This is a genomic window from Nocardiopsis sp. NPDC055824 (assembly GCF_053616335.1).
In genome coordinates this window covers 42519-61491 of record NZ_JBSHDN010000015.1, presented here as the reverse complement: position 1 = coordinate 61491, position 18973 = coordinate 42519, and the positions used below count along the sequence as shown (strand labels likewise).

The following is an 18973-nucleotide window of genomic DNA, read 5'->3' as shown; positions in this document are numbered from 1 at the left end:
CCGCCCCTTCTTCGTCCTCGGAACCGGCCGGGTTCAGCTCCCGCCGGAGGCCGTCTCCGCGGGGGCCGCCGCGACGGCGCCGGAGGCGAGCAGCTGGCGGCGGCGGGCCTCGAACCTGCGCGTGTCCTTCCACAGCCGCAGGACCAGGACGACCTCGAAGAGGGCGAGCGCCAGGACGGAGAACACCGCGGTCGGGATGATCAGGCTGTTCAGCGGCGTGAACAGGGCGACCACGACGGTCATCGGGGCCACCACGCACAGGAACATCTCGAACTCGATGCCGCTGAACAGGTGGGGCCGCACCCTGTTCCGGAGCAGGAAGTCGCGCACACGCGGGTAGAAGCCGGTCGGGGCCGGGGCGTCCGGGCGCGCGGGGGCGTCCGCCATCTCGTCGTCCTCCGGGTCCCCGTCGCCCAGGCCCGCCGCGGGCTGTCCCGGCCGCGTCTCGCCCGAGAGCTCCGCGATGGTCTGGTGCATGGCCCGGCGGGTCTTGGCGACCTGGGAGCCGTTGAGGTAGCGCAGCAGGTCGAAGAAGACCACGACCGGCGCGACGATCAGGTAGGCGGCGTTCCCGGTGACCGCCCACTGGGTGACGAGGAGCGCCATGACGCAGCCGAAGAACCGGATGCGGTCGAACACGAAGTCGACCCAGCTGCCGAAGACCGAGCCGTTGCCCTTGAGGCGGGCGATCTTGCCGTCCATGCAGTCCAGCACGAAGCTGAGGTGGAACAGCAGCCCGCCCAGCACCAGCCAGCCCCAACCGGTCCCCTCGACGAAGGCCGGGGCGACGAAGCAGAGGGCGGAGAGCAGACCGAGGACGCCGGCGCCCAGCGTCAGCTGGTTGGGGGTGATGCCGGTGCGGTTCGCGGTCCAGACCACGAGACGCCCTGCGAGGGGATCGACCAGGAAGACCGTCCACCAGGCGTCCTTCGCCTTGTAGGTCTCTTCCTTGACTTGCGCGAACGTGAAACGCGGCATGCGGGCTCTCCAGGAGGGCACACTCCCCCCGGAGCCCCGGCCGCTCCACCGTTCAACGAAGCGCTGACCAGGGCAGGGGAGAGGGCTGTATCGGCGGGAATCGAGTCATCATGCCAGATCGAGGGTCGTCCGACCTAATCGGTGACGGCATACTTGACTGGTAAGAGGGGGATCAACAGGCGGCCGTGTGCGGGAGCAGCGGATGGTCCACCCCCTTCGGTCTCGACCGAGGTAGAGGCATTGCGTTTTCTCAACGACCAGGTCCCGCAGCAGGACCTGACCTACAGCGACGTGTTCATGGTCCCGAACCGGAGCGCGGTGGGCTCCCGGCTCAGCGTGGACCTGTCGTCCCCGGACGGCACCGGCACCACCATCCCCCTGGTCGTGGCGAACATGACGGCGGTCGCCGGGCGCCGCATGGCCGAGACCGTCGCCCGGCGCGGCGGCATCGCGGTCATCCCGCAGGACATTCCCATCGAGGTGGTGTCCGACGTCGTCTCCTGGACCAAGCAGCGGCACCTGGTGCACGACACCGCCATCACCCTCAACCCGACCAGCACCGTCGGCGAGGCCCTCAACCTGCTGCCCAAGCGGGCGCACAACGCCGTGATCGTGATCGACGGGGCCCGCCGCCCCGTCGGCGTGGTGACCGAGGCCGACTGCGCGGGCGTGGACCGCTTCGCGCAGCTGCGCGACGTGATGTCCGCGGAGCTGCTGACCATCCCCGCGGACACCGAGCCGCAGGAGGCCTTCGGGAGGCTGCACGACTTCCGCCACCGGCTCGCGCCGGTCGTGGACGGGGAGGGCGCCCTGGTCGGCGTGCTCACGCGAACGGGCGCGCTGCGCTCCACCCTGTACACGCCCGCCGTGGACGCGGGGGGCCGCCTGCGCGTGGCCGCCGCCGTCGGCATCAACGGGGACGTGGCGGGCAAGGCCGCCGACCTGCTGGCGGCCGGCGCCGACACCCTGGTCATCGACACCGCGCACGGCCACCAGGAGAAGATGCTCTCCGCCATCGCCACGGTCCGCGCCCTCGCGCCGAAGGTGCCGATCGTGGCCGGCAACATCGTCACCGCCCGGGGCACCCGCGACCTCATCGAGGCGGGCGCCGACATCGTCAAGGTCGGCGTGGGCCCGGGCGCGATGTGCACCACCCGCATGATGACGGCCGTCGGCCGGCCCCAGTTCTCCGCCGTCCTGGAGTGCGCCGAGGCCGCGGCCGACCTGGGCAAGCACGTGTGGGCGGACGGCGGCGTGCGCCACCCGCGCGACGTGGCCCTCGCCCTGGCCGCGGGCGCGTCCAACGTGATGGTGGGCTCCTGGTTCGCCGGGACCTACGAGTCCCCGGGCGACGTGATGCGCGACGCCGAGGGCAGGCAGTACAAGGAGAGCTTCGGCATGGCGTCGGCCCGCGCGGTCCGCCTGCGCACCGCCGACGACTCCCCGTTCGAGCGGGCGCGCAAGGCCCTGTTCGAGGAGGGGATCTCCACGGGCCGCATGTACCTGGACCCGGAGCGGCCCAGCGTGGAGGACCTGATCGACCAGATCATCGCGGGCGTGCGCAGCTCGATGACGTACGCGGGGGCCACGTCGCTGGCGGAGTTCCGCGAGCGGGCCGTGGTGGGCGTGCAGAGCGCCGCCGGGTACAACGAGGGGCGCCCGGTTCCCACCAGCTGGTAGCCCGGACGCCCGGGGGCGCGCGGACGCACGCCCCACGGGCGGGGCGGTCCGCACCGCCGTTCCGACGGCCCGCGCGAGCCTCCGTCCGCGTCCCCTCGCGGGGGCGCCCCCGGCGCGGCCTACCCCTTGGCGGCGAGGACCGCCTTGCGGTGCTCGCCGCACAGCCGGTCGGCGTGCCTGACCGGCTCGGGGACGCGGTACTTCGGCGACAGGCGCAGCACCAGCTCGGCCGAGCCCTCCAGGTCCACGCGGTGCCCCACGGACACGTAGACGGGCTTGACGCCGGCGCGGGTGCGCAGGACGCGCCCGATCACCTCCGCGCCCTCCCGGGCCAGCGCGGGCGAGTCGGGGACCACCTCGGAGCGTCCCGCCACCATGGGCGTCCACGACCCGCGCTCGTTCCCCGGCACGGAGTGCTTGCCGTACAGCACGGACTTGGCCGACCCGACCACCGGCAGGTCCAGCAGGACCCCCAGGTGGGAGGCGATCCCGAAGCGGCGCGGATGCGCCATCCCGAACCCGTCGCACAGGTACACGTCGGGGGTCGTCCGCAGCGCGCCCAGGGCCTCCAGGACGGGCGGCAGCTCGCGGAAGCCGAACAGCCCGGAGATGTAGGGGAACGTGGGCTCGGAGGAGATCGCGACGGACTCCACGACCTCCAGGGTCTGCACGTCCAGGATCACGGCCGCCGCCGACAGCGCGGAGTTGTCCGTGGCGTAGCTGACGTCCAGCCCGGCCACCAGCCGCACCGCGTCCACGTCCAGCGGCTCGACGCGCACGCGGTCCGCCAGCACGCGTTGGCGCGCGACGGCCTCCTTGGGGTCGTCTGGCCAGTTCTCGGGGTCGTCCAGCACCCGCGCGACCCGTTCGGCGATCTCCGACACCGTGTTCCCCCGTTCTCGCGGTTCCGATCGGTCCACCCGTCCAACCGTACGCGCACCGGGGTGCGGGCGCGCGCCGGGACGGCACGGCCCCGGCTCAGTCCCGGGGCGGCCCGGGGGCCTCGAAACGCTCGCCGTTCGCGGGGACGCCGACCCCCCGCCAGGTGAAGGGAACGCCCCGGGCGCGGTTCGGGTCGGCCCGGTCCATCAGCTGGAAGTGCAGGTGCGGCTCGGTGGTGTTGCCGGAGTTGCCGCACAGGGCGAGCGTCCGGCCCGCCCGGACGCGGTCGCCCTCGCGCACCCTGAGCGAACCGCGCTGCACGTGGGCGTAGAGGGCGAAGACGCCGCCCCCCAGGTCGAGCACCACGTGGTTGCCGATCACGGGTCCCGCCCCGCCGAGGCTGCGCACCGTCCCCTCGGCGAACAGGTAGGCGAGCGCCGGGTAGGAGTTGCGGCTCAGGTGGTCGCGACGGCGGTCGCAGGCGCGGACGACCACGGCGTCCGCCACGGCCAGCAGGGGTTCCCCGAAGGCCGGGAAGTCCCGGTTCCCCCGGACCGGGGGCCACCAGCCGAAGGCCGGGCGCTCCTCGGAGTCCTTCAGGACGTCGATCGCGTACTCCTGGCCGTAGGCGCGGGTGCCGTGGCTGGGGACGCGGTCCGCCGGGCTGTTCAGGGCGGTCCAGGCCCCGGCGACCGGCGGCGCCACCTCGACCGCGCGCGGGGGCGGCCCCCCGCGCGCCAGGCGGCCGAACAGCAGGTTCAGCGCCGCGAGCACTCCGAAAGCCGCCAGGGCGGCCACGTTCCACCACCCGGAGAGGTCGAGGAGCTCCCGGGCCAGGACCACCCCCAGCAGCGCCGCACCGCTCCACAGGAACAGGAGCGAGCACACTCCGGCCGCCGTCCGCATGGCATCCCTCCTCCGGGCGGCACGGGACCGCCCCTCATTTTTCCATAGTTTACGTACATACGGAATTACACACAAACTCGTCTCCGACCCCGTGCGAAGCGGCCGCCGGGCGCGTCGCGCTGTGCGACACCCCACAGCGGCGGATGCTCGGACAGGGACCCCGGGCGCAGTAGCGTGGAGCCGCTGGTTTTGCACTGACTGGTCAGTTTAAAAAGTGGGGAGCGCAGATATGCGTCGGGCCACCGGAGCGCGCGTCCAGGCCGAGGGCGTCACGCTCGCCACACGCGAGGGCCCCGTCTACACCGGGGTCGGCTTCGTCGCCCGGCCCGGCACGCTCACGGTCTTCCAGGCCGACTCGGGCGGCGGTCGCAGCGCGCTGCTCCTGACCCTGACCGGCAGGATGAGGCCGTCGGAGGGAACCGTGTACGTGGACGGCCACGAGCTGCCCCGCCGGGCCCGCCGGGTCCGCCGGATCAGCTCGCTCGGACTGATGGAGGACGTCAACGCCCTCGACGACCGCCTCCGGGTGCGCGAACACCTCTCGGAGGGCCTGCTCCTGCGGATGCGGCCCGCCGCGAGGGGGCTGGCCGACGAGGCCATGGAGGCCGCCGACCTCGGGGAGCTGGATCGCCGCACCATGGTCAAGGACCTGTCCATGCTCGAACGGCGCCGCCTGGGCGTCGCCCTGGCCCTCCTCGCCGAGCCCCGGCTCCTGGCCGTGGACGACGTGGACGGCGGCCTGAACGGCGAGCACCAGGCCGCCATGTGGCGCACCCTCGAACGCCTCGCCGGGGAAGGGCCCACGGTGATCGCCACCTGCGCCGACGCCGACGCGCTGGACCGGGTCGCCGGACCGGACACCCAGGGCCCCGTCCCGATCCGGCAGGACCCCGCGCACGGGCCGGACGACCCGGCGGAGCACGAGGGCGGCGCGGACACCGGCCCCGCCCGGGCGCGCATCGACGACCTCCTCGACCGCGGGAAGGACGGTGACGGCAGTGAACAGGCATAAGAGGGGCAGACCGCGCATGCGGCCCTTCGCCGTGCCCCGGCTCGGGCTGCTCACCGTGCGCTCCTTCCTGCGCTCCCCGCTGCCCGCGGCCGCGCTGGCGGCGCTCGTGCTCATCCCGCTGCTCTACTCCGGCATGTACCTGTGGTCCTTCTGGGACCCGTTCGGCAGGATGCAGCACCTGCCGGTGGCGCTCGTCAACGAGGACCGGCCCGTGGAGGTGGACGGCCGGGAGATGGACGCCGGCGGCGAGCTCACCGACACGCTCCTGGAGCGCGGGGACCTCGACTGGCGCCCGGTCGGCGCGGAGGAGGCCGCGCGCGGGGTCGCCGACGGGGACTACTACGTCTCCCTCACCATCCCCTCGCACTTCAGCGAGGACCTGTCCTCGCCCTCCCGGGACCGGGAGGCGCCGGTCCAGGCCATGCTGGAGGCGCACTACAACGACTCCAACAGCTTCATCGTGCGCCAGTTGGCGGGGAGCGCGTTCAAGGAGGTCCGCGACGCCGCCGCGGCGTCGGCGATCAGCGACTACCTGGACGAGATCTTCGTGGGGTTCAACGAGATCCACGGCAGGACCGAGGAGGCGGCCGAGGGCGCCGACGAGCTGTCCGGCGGCGCGGACAGCGCCGAGGAGGGGGCCGGTGAGCTGTCGACGGGCGTGGACGACGCCCACACCGGGGCCGGATCGCTGAGCAGCGGCCTGGACGAGCTGTACACGGGCTCCCGGTCCCTGGCCGCGGGCGCCGGCACCGCGTCCGAGGAGGTCTCCACCCAGGTGGAGAAGCTGGACGAGCTGGCCGACGAATGGCTTCCCCAGCTGGAGGAGGACATCCCCGCGATCCAGGAGCGCGCCGACACCGCCGCCGAGGTCACCGGCGCCCTGTCCACGGCCCTGGAGGAGCTGCCCGAGGAGATCGACACCGCCGGGCTCTCCGAGGTCGACGCCCGGCTGGCCGCCTTCCTCCGGGAGAACCCCGGCCTGGAGACCGAGAACCCGGATCTGTACACGCTGCTGCGCGACCTCCAGGGGGCCATGGACACCGCCCTGTCCGTCGCCGGGTACGTCGACGGGAACAGGGACGACATCGGGTCGGCCGCCGAGGAGGCCGCCGCCCTCAGCGAGCGCGCGGCCGCGCTCTCCGAGGACCTTCCCGACATGGTGGACCGGGCGGAGGAGGCCCGAGACAAGGTCGACGAGCTCGACGAGGGGCTGGCCGAACTCGCCGAGGGCTCCGCGGCCCTGCGGGACGGGCTGGCGGACGCCTCCGAGGGCGCCTCGGAGCTGGATTCCGGCCTGGGCCTGCTCAGCGGCGGCGCGGGCGACCTCCACGAGGGGCTGGGCCAGCTGGCGTCGGGGTCCGGAGAACTCGCCGAGGGGCTCGACGAGGGCGCAGGGGAGATCCCCACCTACTCCGACCGGGGCCGGTCCGACGCGTCCGCCGTGATGAGCGAGCCGATCCGGCTGGACAGCGAGATCTCCAACGAGGCCCCGAACTACGGGACGGGGTTCGCCCCGTTCTTCGTCCCGCTGTCCCTGTGGGTGGGGGCGATGGTGGTGTTCATGGTGCTGCCCGCGCTGTCCTCGCGGGCCCTGGCGTCCTCGGCCCCGTCGTGGCGGGTCGCCCTGGCGGGCCGGGTCGTCCCGCTGCTGCTCGGCGTGGGCCAGGTGGCGGTCACCCTGGGCGCGCTGCACCTGTTCCTGGGGCTGGAGGCCCGGAACTGGCCCCTGCTCGTCGCGTTCCTGGTGCTGACCTCGGTCGCGTTCACCGCCGTCGTGCAGTACCTCAACGTGCGGTTCGGGGCCGCGGGAAGGGTCGTCGCCCTCGCCCTCCTGGTGCTCCAGCTGACGTCGGCGGGCGGCACGTACCCGATCGAGACCAGCCCGGCGTTCTTCCAGGCCGTCGGCCCCTACCTGCCGCTGCACTGGGGCGTGACGGCGATGCGCGTCCTGCTCGGGGGCGGGGACCCGGACCTCGTGTGGAGCGCCTTCGGGGTGATGGGCCTGTGGCTGGTGGTACCGCTGCTCCTCACGTGGCTGGCAGTGGAGCGCAAGCGGGTGTGGACGATGTCCTCCCTCTACCCCGCGCTGAAGCTGTGACGGCCCGCCGTGGCGCGACCGGCGCCGGCAGCGGCAGAATGGACCGGATGAGCACGAGCACCGAACGGCCGAGGAGCGGTCGCCGAGAGGCGACCCGGCACCGCCTGTTCGAGGCGGCCGTGGGCCTGATATCCGAACAGGGCTACGGCGCCACGACCGTGGACGAGATCGCCGAGCGCGCGGGGGTCGCCAAGGGCACCGTCTACTACAACTTCGGCGGGAAGAGCGAGCTGTACACGGCGCTGATGGAGTGGGGGGTGTCCCGGCTCGCCGACACGCTGAAGGACGCGGCGCCCCCCTCCGCCCCGCCCGCCGAGGCGCTCACCGCGGTCCTGCGCGCGGGGGTGGTGTTCATCGGCGAGCACGAGGCGCTCGCCCGGCTCCTGATGGCCGAGGCCTGGCGGACCAACCAGGCCTGGTACGCCACCGTCCGCCAGATCCGCACCGAGGCGATCGGGGTCATCTCCGGCCAGCTGGAACGGCTGGCCGCGGAGGGGGCCCTTCGACAGGGGGTGGACACGGGGCTCGCGGGATCCGCCCTGTTCGGCATGGTGGTCACCGTGGCCCTGGACTGGCGTACCCTCCAACCGGAAAGGCCGGTCGAGGAGATCCACGCGACCCTGGCCCACATGACCGACGGCCTGGTCGGCGCATCGTCGTCCGCACCGGAGCACGCCTGAGAGGACGCCCCCGTGGCCGACCTGTACCCCCTGCTCCCCTTCCTGGCCGGGGCCGTGATCCTCTGGATCGTCGCCCGGGACACGCGCCTCGAACTGCGGCTCGTCCGCCACGGCATGCGCGCCAAGGGCCGGGTGATCGGCTACAACGAGACCTCGACCGCCTCGCGCATGATCGTGCAGTTCCGTACCGAGGACGGGCAGGAGGTGCACGCCGAGCACGAGAACACCGGGTGGACGGCCTCCCGCGCCGGGGAGATCGTGACGGTGGCCTACGACCCGGACGAGCCCGCCAGGGCGCGCATCGTGTCCGCGCCGTGGCTGAGCCACTGGGTGCGGGGGCTGTTCGGCGGGCTGGGCGCGATCCTGATGCTCACCGGCCTCCTCCTGGGCTACCTCGCCTGGCGCTAGACCGGCTCCCGCGGGGGCCGGGCGGGGCCGGCGGAGGCTCCGGCCTGGGCCTGGGCCTGCGCCCGGGGCTCGGAGTAGCGGACCAGCCGTGAGGGCAGCCCGCCGTCGAGGCTGGAACGGGTGCGCACGCGCACCCCGCACACCAGGTCGGCCAGGCCCGCCCGGTCGGGCCGGACCAGGGCGGTGCACGCGTGCAGCGCGGCCACGGCGAGAGCGGCCCAGGGCAGGCCCAGGGCGACGAGCACGGCGACCGGGGCCTGGAGCAGGAGGGTGCGCAGGAGGACCCGCCACCGGGACGCGGGGCGGGGGCTCCCCCGTTCCCCGAGGGCCAGCCCGACGGCGGCCGGGCCCGGCGTGGCGCGGTCGCTCCGCAGCTGGGGCAGGAGGACGGCGCACACGAGGGCCAGGCCCAGGAGCGCGACCTCCCCGGTCCGCCCCCCTGCGAGGGGAAGCACGACGCCGTAGGCGTGCAGCAGTGCGGTCACGGCCGACGCCCCGAACCACCACAGGCCGAGGTCGATCAGGGCCCCCGTCATGCGCCGGTCGAGTGCGGGGTCGACGCGGTCGGGCACCGCGGCGGGCCATCCCCGGGCGGGGCCGCCTGGCCACAGGGGCAGGAGCCGGCGGGCGGCCGTCCATCCGGCCAGGGTCCCCACGACGCCCAGGGCGACCAGCAGGGCCGAGGCGGGCGCATAGGCGCACGGGTACAGGCCGAGCACGCCGGTCGCGCGCACCGCGGCGACGGAGGCGGCGAGCGCCGCCCCGATCACGAGGGTCTCCACCGCTCCCCGGCGGAAGCGGTGGCGGGCCAGGAGGCCGACCGCCGTGAAGAGTCCGAGGGCGAGGGCGGCGTCCCACGCCGTGTGCGGCGGGCCGCTGCCCGCGGAGCCGTTCCCGGTGCACAGGCCGTCGGCGGACGCGGGCAGGGGCCAGACCGCGTAGGCCGCGAGGGCGACCCCCGTGACCAGGGCGGCCGTCGTGAGGCGGCCCGGCAGCCCGTGCGGCCGCCCGTAGCGCCGGTGCTGCCCGCGCAGGTACAGCGCGGCGCCGGCGACCACCAGCAGCGGCACGACGGCGAGCGCCACCTCGACGGCGGCCTGTCCCCCGCCGAACGGTCGACCCATGGTGCTTCCCCCCGTGCTCCGGCGGGCGCGGTGTCCCGGCGCCCCGCTCCCCCGTCCGCGCGGCCGTTCCCGCCCCGGGGACGCAACGCTAGTACGCTCTGTCGTCGGGCGGGGACCGAACCTCCGACTTCGTCCGCCGTTCCGCCCGGCTCCCGGGGCGCCTCCACCGCTCCGGCCCGGGAGGCCCGGGAACGTCACGCGAAGCAGGGTGGCCGCGCACTCTCCGCCATATGTGACGTTTGTCCCATTGTCACCATTTATTCACAGCAGGCAACACGAGCACCTCCGGCCGGAGGGTGGACATTCTCGGCCTTCATGGCAGACTGCCTTCACCAACCCGGATATTTCGGCGCTTCACGTGCGAGATACGATCCCCAACGCCGAAAAGCCGCGTTTGTGGTTACCCTGCGGTACGTCCCGCGTCCAGGGCCCCGACGGACGCCGCCCGCGGGGCAGGAGGCCGCGCGCACGCGGGCCGCGAGGTGCCGCCCCGGCGGAACCCGGCCCCCCGGGGCCCCGCACCGCAACCCCAGACCGAAGACGCGGATCGACAGGAGAACCGTGCAGGCAGTACCGAAGCGACGCGGACGGACGATCACCGCCCGTATTCGCGCAATGGTCATGATCCCCACCACCGCGCTCTTCGCGCTCTGGCTGATCCTCACCATCGCCCTGACCGGCGACGCCGTCGTCCAGCTGATCCGCGCCCGGGCCACCGAGGACCTGGTGACCCCCGCCGCGGTCGGCCTCGTGGACGTGATGCAGGAGCGGTCCCAGTCGATCGCCTACATCGAGAACCCCGGGGACGAGCAGCTGACGGGCGACCTCGCCGAGGCCCGCGAACGCACCGACGGCACCATGGGCGTGGTCATCGGGGAGCTGATCGGCTTCGCCGACCTCGCCCCCGGCGAGGGCGGCCACCACATCCGCATGCTGCACGAGCAGTACGAGGAGATCGGCGCGCTCCGCGAGGCGATCGACTCCGGGGACGCCTCGCGCCAGGACGTCCTCGACTACTACAACGAACTCGTCCTGCACGGCGCCGACAGCTTCGACAGCCAGGCCCGCAGGGGGATGGCGGGCGACTCGACCAGCCCCTCCTTCACGGCCGTGTACATGTTCCGGACCGTCGACGTCTTCGCGCGGTCCGACGCCCAGATCGCCCGCGCCTTCGCCTCCGACGAGCTGACCGCGGACGACCAGCGCGAGTTCACCGAGCTGGTCGGCGCCTACCGGAACCTCCTCGAGGGCAACGGCCACTACCTGGAGGGCGAGGGCCAGGAGGAGCGTCTGCGGGCCGTGCTGGAGGGCCCCGAGTACGCGCGGCTCCTGGAGATGCAGCAGGAGATCATCGACCGCCGGATCTCGACGGAGACGGTCACCGACCCGGTCACCCTGGTGCCCGGCGAGGTCGAGGACCTCGCCATGCCCGTGGACCAGGACGCGTGGCGGGCCGACTACGACCACGTCCTGGCCGAGCTCACCGCGCTGGGCGCCGACGAGGCCATGCACGCGGCCTCCCTCACCCGGGAGTCCGCCAACCAGGCCGTCCTCCTGGCCGTCGGGGGCAGCCTCGGCGTCGCCGCCGTCATCCTGGGCGCCTTCCTGCTGGCCCGCCGCTCCTCGCGCGTCCTCACCGAGCGCCTGCTGCGCCTGCGCGACGACTCCAACGACCTCGTCGAGAACCGGCTCCCCGACCTCATGCGCCGCCTGCACGACGGCGAGCGCGTGGACACCGACACCTCCTTGGCCGACCTCCGCACCACCGACGACGAGATCGGCGACGTCGCCCGGGCGTTCAACGCCGCCCAGCGCGCCGCCATCGACGAGGCGGTGCAGCAGACCGAGCTGCGCCAGGGCGTCAACCGCGTCTTCCTCAACATCGCGCACCGCAGCCAGACGCTGGTCCACCGCCAGCTCCGCCTGCTGGACAAGATGGAGCGCGAGCAGGAGGACCCGGACCAGCTGGCCCAGCTGTTCAAGCTCGACCACCTGGCCACCCGGTCGCGCCGCAACGCGGAGAACCTGCTCATCCTCGGCGGCGAGGCCCCGGGCCGTACATGGCACCGGCCGATGCCGCTGATCGACGTGCTGCGCGGCGCCATCTCCGAGTCCGGCGACTACACGCGCGTCAAGCGCGACCGGATCGCCCGCGTCCACCTCAACGGGCCGGCCGTCGCCGACGTCATCCACCTGGTCGCGGAGCTGGTCGACAACGCCGCCATGTTCTCGCCGCCGCACACGCAGGTGCGCCTGAGCAGCGACGACGTGCCCAACGGGGTGACGATCGAGATCGAGGACCGGGGCCTCGGCATGACCGAGAGCGAGTTCGCCTCCGCGAACGCGCTCCTGGCCAGCCCGCCCGAGTTCGACGTGATGCGCCTGAACGAGAAGATGCGCCTCGGCCTCTTCGTCGTCTCGCACCTGGCCCACCGCCACGGCATCAAGGTGCACCTGCGCCCGTCGCCGTACGGGGGCGTGCAGGCGATCGTCCTGCTCCCGCACGAGCTGATCTCCGGAGACCGCACCCCGCTGCCCTCCTCCGAGTCCTCCGGCGAGGACATCTGGGAGGTGCGGGAGATCATCGACCGCGTCCCCGGCGAGCTGGAGTCCGCTCCCGTGGGCGCCAAGCCGGTCCTGACCTCGGTCTCCTCCACGGGCGAGGACGCCGCGACGGACCGCGGGGACGGCCCGGACGACGGCGGCCCCGCGGACGGCGGCATGCCCGACGACCTCCTGGGCCCCGACGGCGGGGACGCCCTCCTCACCGCCCCGCCCGCCGACGACCGCCCGGCCCTCCCGACCCGCAGGAAGAACATCAGCGCGGTCCCCGCCCCCGGCGCCGCCCCCGCCGACGCCCCGGAGACCGCCGTCGAGGCCGGCGGAGGACGGCCCCCGCTGCCCAAGCGGCGCCCCCAGGAGAACCTGGCACCGCAGCTGGCGACCGACCCCGGGACCGACATCCGGACCGGGCCCGCCTCCGGCGCCTCCCCCGGTGAGGCCCCCGACAGCGGGGAGCGACTGGCGCGTCTGCGCCGGAACATGTCCGCGTTCCAGAAGGGGACGGACCGCGGACGGCGCGATGGCAAGCAGCAGACCAACGACACCGACAAGGACGCCTAACCGTGACGAGTACTCCCGAAGGCGCCGCGCACGACAACGGAAACGGCGCTGCCAAGAAGGACATCGACTGGCTGCTCGACGAGCTGCTCGACCGCGCCGTCGGCTCCCGGCACGCGATCGTGCTGTCCGCGGACGGCCTCCTGATCGGACGCTCCCACGACCTGGTCAAGGAGGACGCCGAGCACCTGTCCGCGGTGGCCTCCGCGTTCCAGAGCCTGGCCCGCGGCACCGGCCGCCACTTCGGCGGCGGCGAGGTCCTCCAGACCGTGGTCGAGATGGAGAGCGCCTACCTGTTCGTCACCGGCGCGGGCCGCGGGGCGTGCCTGGCGGTGCTCGCCGACGAGAGCGCCGACGTCGGGCTCATCGCCTACGAGATGAACGTCCTGGTCGAGCAGGTGGGACGGTATCTGGACGCCGCCCCCAGGCACGAGGGCGCCTCCGGGGAAGCCACGCGATAGGGGACGGCCATGCAAGCGCACAACGAGATCCCGCACGGCGGGATACCGCAGGGCCTGCCGGGACGCGACGCGGTCGGCGGGTACGGCGCGGGTTCGCCCGGGAGCCCCGGCCCCGCGGCCACCCCGGCGGGGCCCGGGGCGCCCGGCCACCAGGACGCCGGTCCGCTCGTCCGCCCGTACGTGATCGCGCAGGGCCGCGAGCACGCGGACACCGTGCGGCTGGACATGATCAGCGTGGTGATCGCGGCCAAGCGGGCCGAGGTCGACGAGATGGCCCTGGAACCGGAGCAGCTCCGGATCCTGGAGCTGTGCCGCCGGCCGCAGTCGGTCGCCGAGGTGTCCGCGCACCTGGACATCCCGGTGGCCGTGGTCAAGGTTCTGCTGAGCGACCTCCTCAACCGCGGCCTCGCGTTGGCCCGTGCCCCCTACACAGCTAAGAGCCCGGTGAGCCGGGACGTACTCCAGGCGGTTCTCGATGGCATCCAGCGACTCTGACGACACGCAGACGATCGTTCCCTCCGCGCTGAAGATCCTGATCGCCGGAGGTTTCGGCGCCGGAAAGACCACGTTGGTCGGGTCCGTCAGCGAGATCGCCCCGCTGAGCACCGAGGAGGTGATGACCGAGGCCAGCTACGGGGTCGACGACCTGTCCGGGGTGGAATCGAAGACGACCACCACGGTGGCGCTGGACTTCGGCCGCATCACGATCAGCTCCGCCCTGGTGCTGTACCTCTTCGGCACCCCGGGCCAGGAGCGCTTCTGGTTCATGTGGGAGGAGCTGTCGGAGGGCGCGCTGGGGGCCGTCGTCCTCGCCGACACCCGCCGCCTGGAGACGTGCTTCGCCGCGGTGGACTTCTTCGAGCGCCGCGGCGTGCCGTTCATCGTGGCGGTGAACTGCTTCGACGACTCCCACGCCTACGAGCCGGGCGAGGTCCGCGACGCGCTGAGCCTCGACCCGGCGATCCCGGTGGTGCTGTGCGACGCCCGCGAGCGGGAGTCGTCCAAACAGGTCCTGCTGACGCTGGTCAACCGGGTCGCCGAGCGCATGGCGGCCTGAGGCGCGCGGACGCGGAAGGGGCGGGGGGCGGTCGCCCTCCGCCCCTTCCGCGTACCGGCGGACGCCGGCACGGCACTGATCGGGGAACGGTCCGGACACGGTTCGGATCCGGACCGGCACGGAGGGCACCGGGCCCGGTGTACACACGGGCTCCCCGGGTAAAGTGCGCCCCGTGGAGCGCCGTCGTGCGCTGCGCACCCGCAGACCATGGACCCGTCTCGGGCGGGCCCGCACGAAGGCGACTGGAGTACTCCATGAAGCGGTTCGAGTGGCGAGACACGATCCAGGCCCTGGACGCCGAGGCCGACTGCGAGCGCATCGTGCGCATCCTGGGCGCCCACGAGTTCCCGTGGGACTTCGAACAGGCCCTGGGCCTGGCGCTGTACCGGACCTACGCCGTCCCCAGCATCGGGGAGCTCCTCGCGCACACCCGCGAGTTCACGGAGCGCACCCAGCACCGCTACGACGACACCGCCCTCATCCTCAACGACATCATGGAGCACGGGTTCGGCCCGGGGCGCGGCCGGGACGCGCTGCGGCGCATGAACCAGATGCACCGCTCCTACGACATCGGCAACGACGACTACCGGTACGTGCTCAGCACCTTCGTCGTGATGCCGGTGCGCTGGCTCAACGACTGGGGCTACGGCTGGCGCAGGCTGACCGACCACGAGATCGCCGCCGGCACCAACTACTACCGCAAGCTCGGCAAACACATGGGGATCAAGGACATCCCCGGGACCTACGAGGAGTTCCGGGACCTCCTCGACTCCTACGAGCGCGAGCACTTCGCCTACACCGAGGGCGGCCGGGCTGTCTCCGACTCCACGCTCGGCCTGATGGCGGACTTCTACCCCGCCTGGCAGCGCCCCCTGGTGCGCCCCTTCACCAAGGCCCTCCTGGACGACCGGCTGATCAAGGCCTTCGGCTACCCGGAGCCGTCGGCCGCGTGGCGCCGGCTCGGCTCGGGCGCGCTGAAACTGCGGGCACGCGTGGTGCGGCTGATGCCGCCGCGCGAGAAGCCGCGCTGGGCCCGGGAGAGCGCGAACGTCCGCAGCTACCCGGAAGGCTACGAGCCCTCCCGGATCGGCACCTTCCCCCAGGGGTGCCCGGTCCCGCACGGCATGCTCACCCGGGAGGTGGCCCCCACCGGGGCACGGGTCCCGGCGCCCGGCCAGGCGGTCGCCCCGGCGGGCTCCGCCCCCGGAGCCGTCGACGGACCGGAGGCCCCCGGCCCCGCCGGGGCCGCGGGAACCCCCGGGCAGTAGCCGTCCGGGAGTGCACCCGCCCGTCCGCGCGCCCCCTCGCGCCCCAGGCCGCCGCCCCGCCCCCCGCCCCCTCCCGAAGGAACCTCCCTTGAAACGTTTCGACTTCCGCGACGAGATCCACCGCCTGGACGCCGAGGCCGACTGCGTGCGCATCATGCAGATCCTCAACTCCCACGAGTTCCCGTGGGACATGGGACGCGCCCTGGGGATCGCCCTGTACCGCACCTACGCCGTCCCCAGCATCGGCGGGCTGCTCGGCAGGACGAACGAGTTCACCGGCAGCACCCAGAAGCGCTACGACGACACCGCGCTCATCCTCGGCAACATGATGCGGCACGGGTTCGGCCCCGGGAAGGGACGCGACTCCCTGCGCCGGATGAACCAGATGCACCGCTCCTACGACATCGGCAACGACGACTACCGGTACGTGCTCAGCACCTTCGTCGTGATGCCCGTGCGCTGGCTCAACGACTACGGCTACGGCTGGCGCAGGCTGTCGGACCACGAGGTCTCCGCGATCACGCACTACTACCGCAGGCTCGGCAAGTACATGGGGATCAAGGACATCCCCGGGACCTACGAGGAGTTCCGGGACCTCCTCGACTCCTACGAGCGCGAACACTTCGCCTACACCGACGCCGGGCGCGCCGTCTCCGACTCCACCCTCGACCTGATGGTGACGTTCTACCCGCCGCGCGTGGCCGGCCTGGCGCGCAGGTTCTCGATGGCGATCCTGGACGACTCGCTCATCGAGGCCTTCCGGTACGAGCCGCCGAGCCGGGCCTGGCGCAGGTCGGCCGACCTGGCGCTGAAGCTCCGCGCCAAGGTCGTGCGCCGCATGAGGCCGCGCGAGGAGCCGCTGTGGGCGGACATGAACCCCAACATCCGCAGCTACCCCGAGGGGTACGACGTCGACCGCATCGGCACGTTCCCGGCCGGGTGCCCGGTGGCGCACGACGTGGACCCGGTCGGCCACGCCGAGCTGTACGGCGGGGACGGCGGGGCGGCCGGCGGCGGGACCGCCTCCGGGCAGGGCCCGGCGCCCGCCTCCGCGGAAGGACGCGCGTGACCACGGCCGTCGGCCCCGCCCCCGGCGCCGCGCCCGCCGGGGGGACCGGGGCGCTGCCCCGCTCGGTGCACGCCTGGTACGGCAGCGGCGCCGTGGCCACAGGCATCTTCAACACGGTCCCGGGGCTGCTGCTGCTCATCTACCTGACCGACACGCTCGCGGTGGGCCCCGCCCTGGCGGGGCTGGTGGTCCTCCTGCCCAAACTGGTCGACCTCCTGGTCAGCCCGTACATCGGTATCCGGTCGGACAGGACCCGCTCCTCCTGGGGGCCGCGCCGCCCCTGGATGCTGGCGGGCGCGCTGACCCTGCCCGTGCTGTTCGGCGCCATGTTCGCCGGCCCTCCCCTGGAGGGGAACGCCGCCGCCCTGTACGTGGCGGTCGTGTTCGTGGCCGCGGCCCTGGCGTCCTCCGTGTTCCAGGTCCCGCACGCCGCCCTGCCCGGGGAGATCACCTCCGACTACCACGAGCGGTCCACGTTCAACACGTGGCGGACCGCGTTCGTGGGGCTCGCGCTGATGCTCGGCGGAGCGCTGGCGCCGGTCCTCCAGTCGGCCCCCGGCGACGAGGTGGCCGGGTACCGGCTCATGGGCCTGGTCATGGGGGCCGTGGTGCTGGTGTCGATGCTCGGCGCCGTGATCGGCACCCGGAGGGCGCCGCGGACGGTCTTCCCGCACCGCACCGAGGGCCTCCCGGCCCAGCTGCGCGCGGCGTTCGCGCACCGGCACTTCCGCGTGCTCTTCCCCGCCAACCTGCTGATGGCGGCGGCGGGCGGCACCATGGTCGCCGGGGTTCCGTACGTGACGGCCAACGTCATGGGCGAGCCGCGCTACACGAGCGTCCTGATGGTGTGCGTCCTGGTGCCGCTGATCGCGTCGGCGCCGCTGTGGAAGCGGCTGTCCGTGCGCGTGGACAAGCGCCGTGCCGCGGGGCTCGCGGCGGCGGTGTTCTCCCTGGGCGGCCTCGGACTGCTGCTCATCCCGGTCTGGGGCCTCCCCGGCGCGGTCCTCTCCTCCGTGCTGGTGGGCGTGGGCCTGTCCGGCACGACCCTGCTGCCGTGGTCGATGCTGGCCGACTGCATGGCGGACACGCACGGCTCGGGGCGGCGCCAGAGCGGTGTGCTGTCGGGCGTGTGGACCTCGGGGGAGGCGATGGCGCAGGCGGTCGGGACGGGCCTCCTGTCGCTGTCCCTGGCGCTGAGCGGCTACGTGGAGTCGGGCGCGGGCGAGGCCGTGCGCCAGAGCGACGAGGCGCTGCGCGGCATGCTGGTCGGCAGCACCCTGGTGCCCGCCGCGGTCATGCTGTGCTGCCTGGTCCCCCTGGCGTTCTACCGGCTGACCGCCGACGGGCTCCGGTCGGAACCGGGGGACGCCCGGTCCGACCCGCCGGCCCCCTCCGGCCCCTGACCCGGGTGCGCTCCCGGCCTTCCCCGCCGGGAGCGCGCCTCCCCCCGGCTCAGCGCCGCAGGCGCCGCCACAGCGCGCGGGGCATCAGCCGCATCCCCGCGAAGAGCGGCCGGAGCACGCGCGGCGCCCACACGGTGGTCGCCCCCGAGCGCAGTCCGGAGGCCACCGCCTCCGCCACCTGGCCCGGCGTGGCCGGGAACGGCGCGGGGTCCACGTGGGCGGACATACGGGTGGGCACGTATCCCGGCCGCACCACCAGCACCCGCGCGCCGGACCCGTGCAGGGAGTCGGCGAGCCCCTGGGCGAAGCCGTCCAGACCGGCCTTGGCCGACCCGTACACGTAGTTGAACCTGCGGACCCGCACCCCGGCGACGGAGGACAGGACCACCAGGGCGCCGTGCCCCTGCTCGCGCAGGCGGGCCGCGACGGCCAGCCCCGCGGAGACGTGCCCCGTGTAGTTCACGGCGGCGGCCCGGGCCGCGGAGGCCGGGTCCGCCTCGTACGCCGCCTGGTCCCCCAGCACGCCGAACGCGTCCACGACCACGTCCAGGTCGCCGACCAGGCCGACGGCCTCCGCGACCGTGCCCGTGTGGGTGTCGGGGTCGCCGGCGTCGAACTCCACCGAGTACACGGAGGCGCCGAGCTCCGTGAGCGCGCCCGGCGGGGGCTCCGCCCCGCCGCGCGCGGCCAGCACCACCTCCCGGGCGCCGTCGCGGACCAGCCGCTCGACGATGGCGAGGCCGATCTCGCTGCGTCCGCCGAGCAGCAGCACGGTGCGTACCCGTCCCACCGAGTCGCGCATGGGTTCCCTCCGGTCGTGTGGGGTG

At 73.6% G+C, this 18973-nt stretch carries 17 protein-coding genes; 12 read left to right on the top strand and 5 right to left on the bottom strand.

What is annotated here, in order from left to right; all coding sequences use genetic code 11:
* Positions 1 to 33: 33 nt before the first annotated feature.
* The gene (locus tag ACWGL3_RS06240) at positions 34 to 978 is read right to left on the bottom strand and encodes a CDP-alcohol phosphatidyltransferase family protein (protein ID WP_267946394.1); all 945 of its coding nucleotides are present in this window, start codon (positions 976 to 978) and stop codon (positions 34 to 36) included.
* Between the two features lie 240 nt (positions 979 to 1218).
* Here ACWGL3_RS06240 and ACWGL3_RS06235 point away from each other — a divergent pair, with 240 nt between their 5' ends.
* Positions 1219 to 2658: a GuaB1 family IMP dehydrogenase-related protein gene (locus ACWGL3_RS06235; protein WP_267946395.1), complete on the top strand. Its 1440-nt coding sequence runs from the start codon at positions 1219 to 1221 to the stop codon at positions 2656 to 2658.
* Between the two features lie 119 nt (positions 2659 to 2777).
* Here ACWGL3_RS06235 and ACWGL3_RS06230 read toward each other — a convergent pair whose 3' ends face one another.
* Both ACWGL3_RS06230 and ACWGL3_RS06225 read right to left on the bottom strand, forming a co-directional pair.
* Positions 2778 to 3542: an endonuclease V gene (locus ACWGL3_RS06230; RefSeq protein WP_267950502.1), complete on the bottom strand. Its 765-nt coding sequence runs from the start codon at positions 3540 to 3542 to the stop codon at positions 2778 to 2780.
* A 94-nt stretch (positions 3543 to 3636) separates the two neighbouring features.
* Positions 3637 to 4446 carry a M23 family metallopeptidase gene (locus ACWGL3_RS06225; protein WP_452460964.1) on the bottom strand — a complete coding sequence of 270 codons (810 nt, stop codon included), beginning with the start codon at positions 4444 to 4446 and terminating at the stop codon, positions 3637 to 3639.
* 229 nt (positions 4447 to 4675) lie between these two features.
* Between ACWGL3_RS06225 and ACWGL3_RS06220 the strand changes: the two genes are divergently transcribed.
* From ACWGL3_RS06220 to ACWGL3_RS06205, 4 genes are read left to right on the top strand one after another with little or no spacing between them, the layout of a single operon-like run.
* Positions 4676 to 5458, top strand: coding sequence for an ATP-binding cassette domain-containing protein (locus ACWGL3_RS06220; protein WP_267946397.1), 783 nt, complete (start codon positions 4676 to 4678; stop codon positions 5456 to 5458).
* Between the two features lie 16 nt (positions 5459 to 5474).
* On the top strand, positions 5475 to 7556 hold the full coding sequence (locus tag ACWGL3_RS06215) for a YhgE/Pip family protein (RefSeq protein WP_452460963.1): 2082 nt from the start codon (positions 5475 to 5477) through the stop codon (positions 7554 to 7556).
* A gap of 47 nt (positions 7557 to 7603) precedes the next feature.
* On the top strand, positions 7604 to 8236 hold the full coding sequence (locus ACWGL3_RS06210) for a TetR/AcrR family transcriptional regulator (RefSeq protein ID WP_378552991.1): 633 nt from the start codon (positions 7604 to 7606) through the stop codon (positions 8234 to 8236).
* Positions 8237 to 8248: 12 nt separating this feature from the next.
* Positions 8249 to 8644 (top strand): DUF3592 domain-containing protein, encoded by a 396-nt coding sequence (locus tag ACWGL3_RS06205; protein WP_267946400.1) that lies wholly within the window; start codon positions 8249 to 8251, stop codon positions 8642 to 8644.
* On the opposite strand, the gene ACWGL3_RS06200 is transcribed toward ACWGL3_RS06205, so the two are convergent.
* Positions 8641 to 9768, bottom strand: coding sequence for an antibiotic resistance protein VanZ (locus tag ACWGL3_RS06200; protein WP_452460962.1), 1128 nt, complete (start codon positions 9766 to 9768; stop codon positions 8641 to 8643). The genes ACWGL3_RS06205 and ACWGL3_RS06200 overlap by 4 nt on opposite strands.
* A gap of 621 nt (positions 9769 to 10389) precedes the next feature.
* On the opposite strand from ACWGL3_RS06200, the gene ACWGL3_RS06195 reads away from it, so the two are divergent.
* The 7 genes from ACWGL3_RS06195 to ACWGL3_RS06165 all read left to right on the top strand — a co-directional run bounded on the left by ACWGL3_RS06195 (position 10390) and on the right by ACWGL3_RS06165 (position 18146).
* Positions 10390 to 12891: a nitrate- and nitrite sensing domain-containing protein gene (locus ACWGL3_RS06195; protein ID WP_452460961.1), complete on the top strand. Its 2502-nt coding sequence runs from the start codon at positions 10390 to 10392 to the stop codon at positions 12889 to 12891.
* Positions 12892 to 12893: 2 nt separating this feature from the next.
* Entirely contained in the window at positions 12894 to 13349 is a 456-nt protein-coding gene (locus ACWGL3_RS06190) for a roadblock/LC7 domain-containing protein (RefSeq protein ID WP_267946403.1), read from the top strand.
* Between the two features lie 9 nt (positions 13350 to 13358).
* Positions 13359 to 13844, top strand: coding sequence for a DUF742 domain-containing protein (locus tag ACWGL3_RS06185; protein ID WP_267946404.1), 486 nt, complete (start codon positions 13359 to 13361; stop codon positions 13842 to 13844).
* Positions 13825 to 14406, top strand: a complete 582-nt coding sequence (locus tag ACWGL3_RS06180) for a GTP-binding protein (RefSeq protein ID WP_267946405.1) — start codon at positions 13825 to 13827, stop codon at positions 14404 to 14406. Before ACWGL3_RS06185 ends, ACWGL3_RS06180 begins: the two co-directional genes overlap by 20 nt.
* A gap of 254 nt (positions 14407 to 14660) precedes the next feature.
* Positions 14661 to 15674: an oxygenase MpaB family protein gene (locus ACWGL3_RS06175; protein ID WP_355012569.1), complete on the top strand. Its 1014-nt coding sequence runs from the start codon at positions 14661 to 14663 to the stop codon at positions 15672 to 15674.
* Positions 15675 to 15762: 88 nt separating this feature from the next.
* Positions 15763 to 16743, top strand: a complete 981-nt coding sequence (locus tag ACWGL3_RS06170) for an oxygenase MpaB family protein (protein WP_267946408.1) — start codon at positions 15763 to 15765, stop codon at positions 16741 to 16743.
* A complete protein-coding gene (locus tag ACWGL3_RS06165; protein ID WP_267946409.1) occupies positions 16740 to 18146 on the top strand; it encodes an MFS transporter in 1407 nt (468 codons plus the stop codon). Before ACWGL3_RS06170 ends, ACWGL3_RS06165 begins: the two co-directional genes overlap by 4 nt.
* 49 nt (positions 18147 to 18195) lie before the next feature.
* On the opposite strand, the gene ACWGL3_RS06160 is transcribed toward ACWGL3_RS06165, so the two are convergent.
* Entirely contained in the window at positions 18196 to 18948 is a 753-nt protein-coding gene (locus ACWGL3_RS06160) for an SDR family NAD(P)-dependent oxidoreductase (RefSeq protein ID WP_452460960.1), read from the bottom strand.
* Positions 18949 to 18973: the final 25 nt, after the last annotated feature.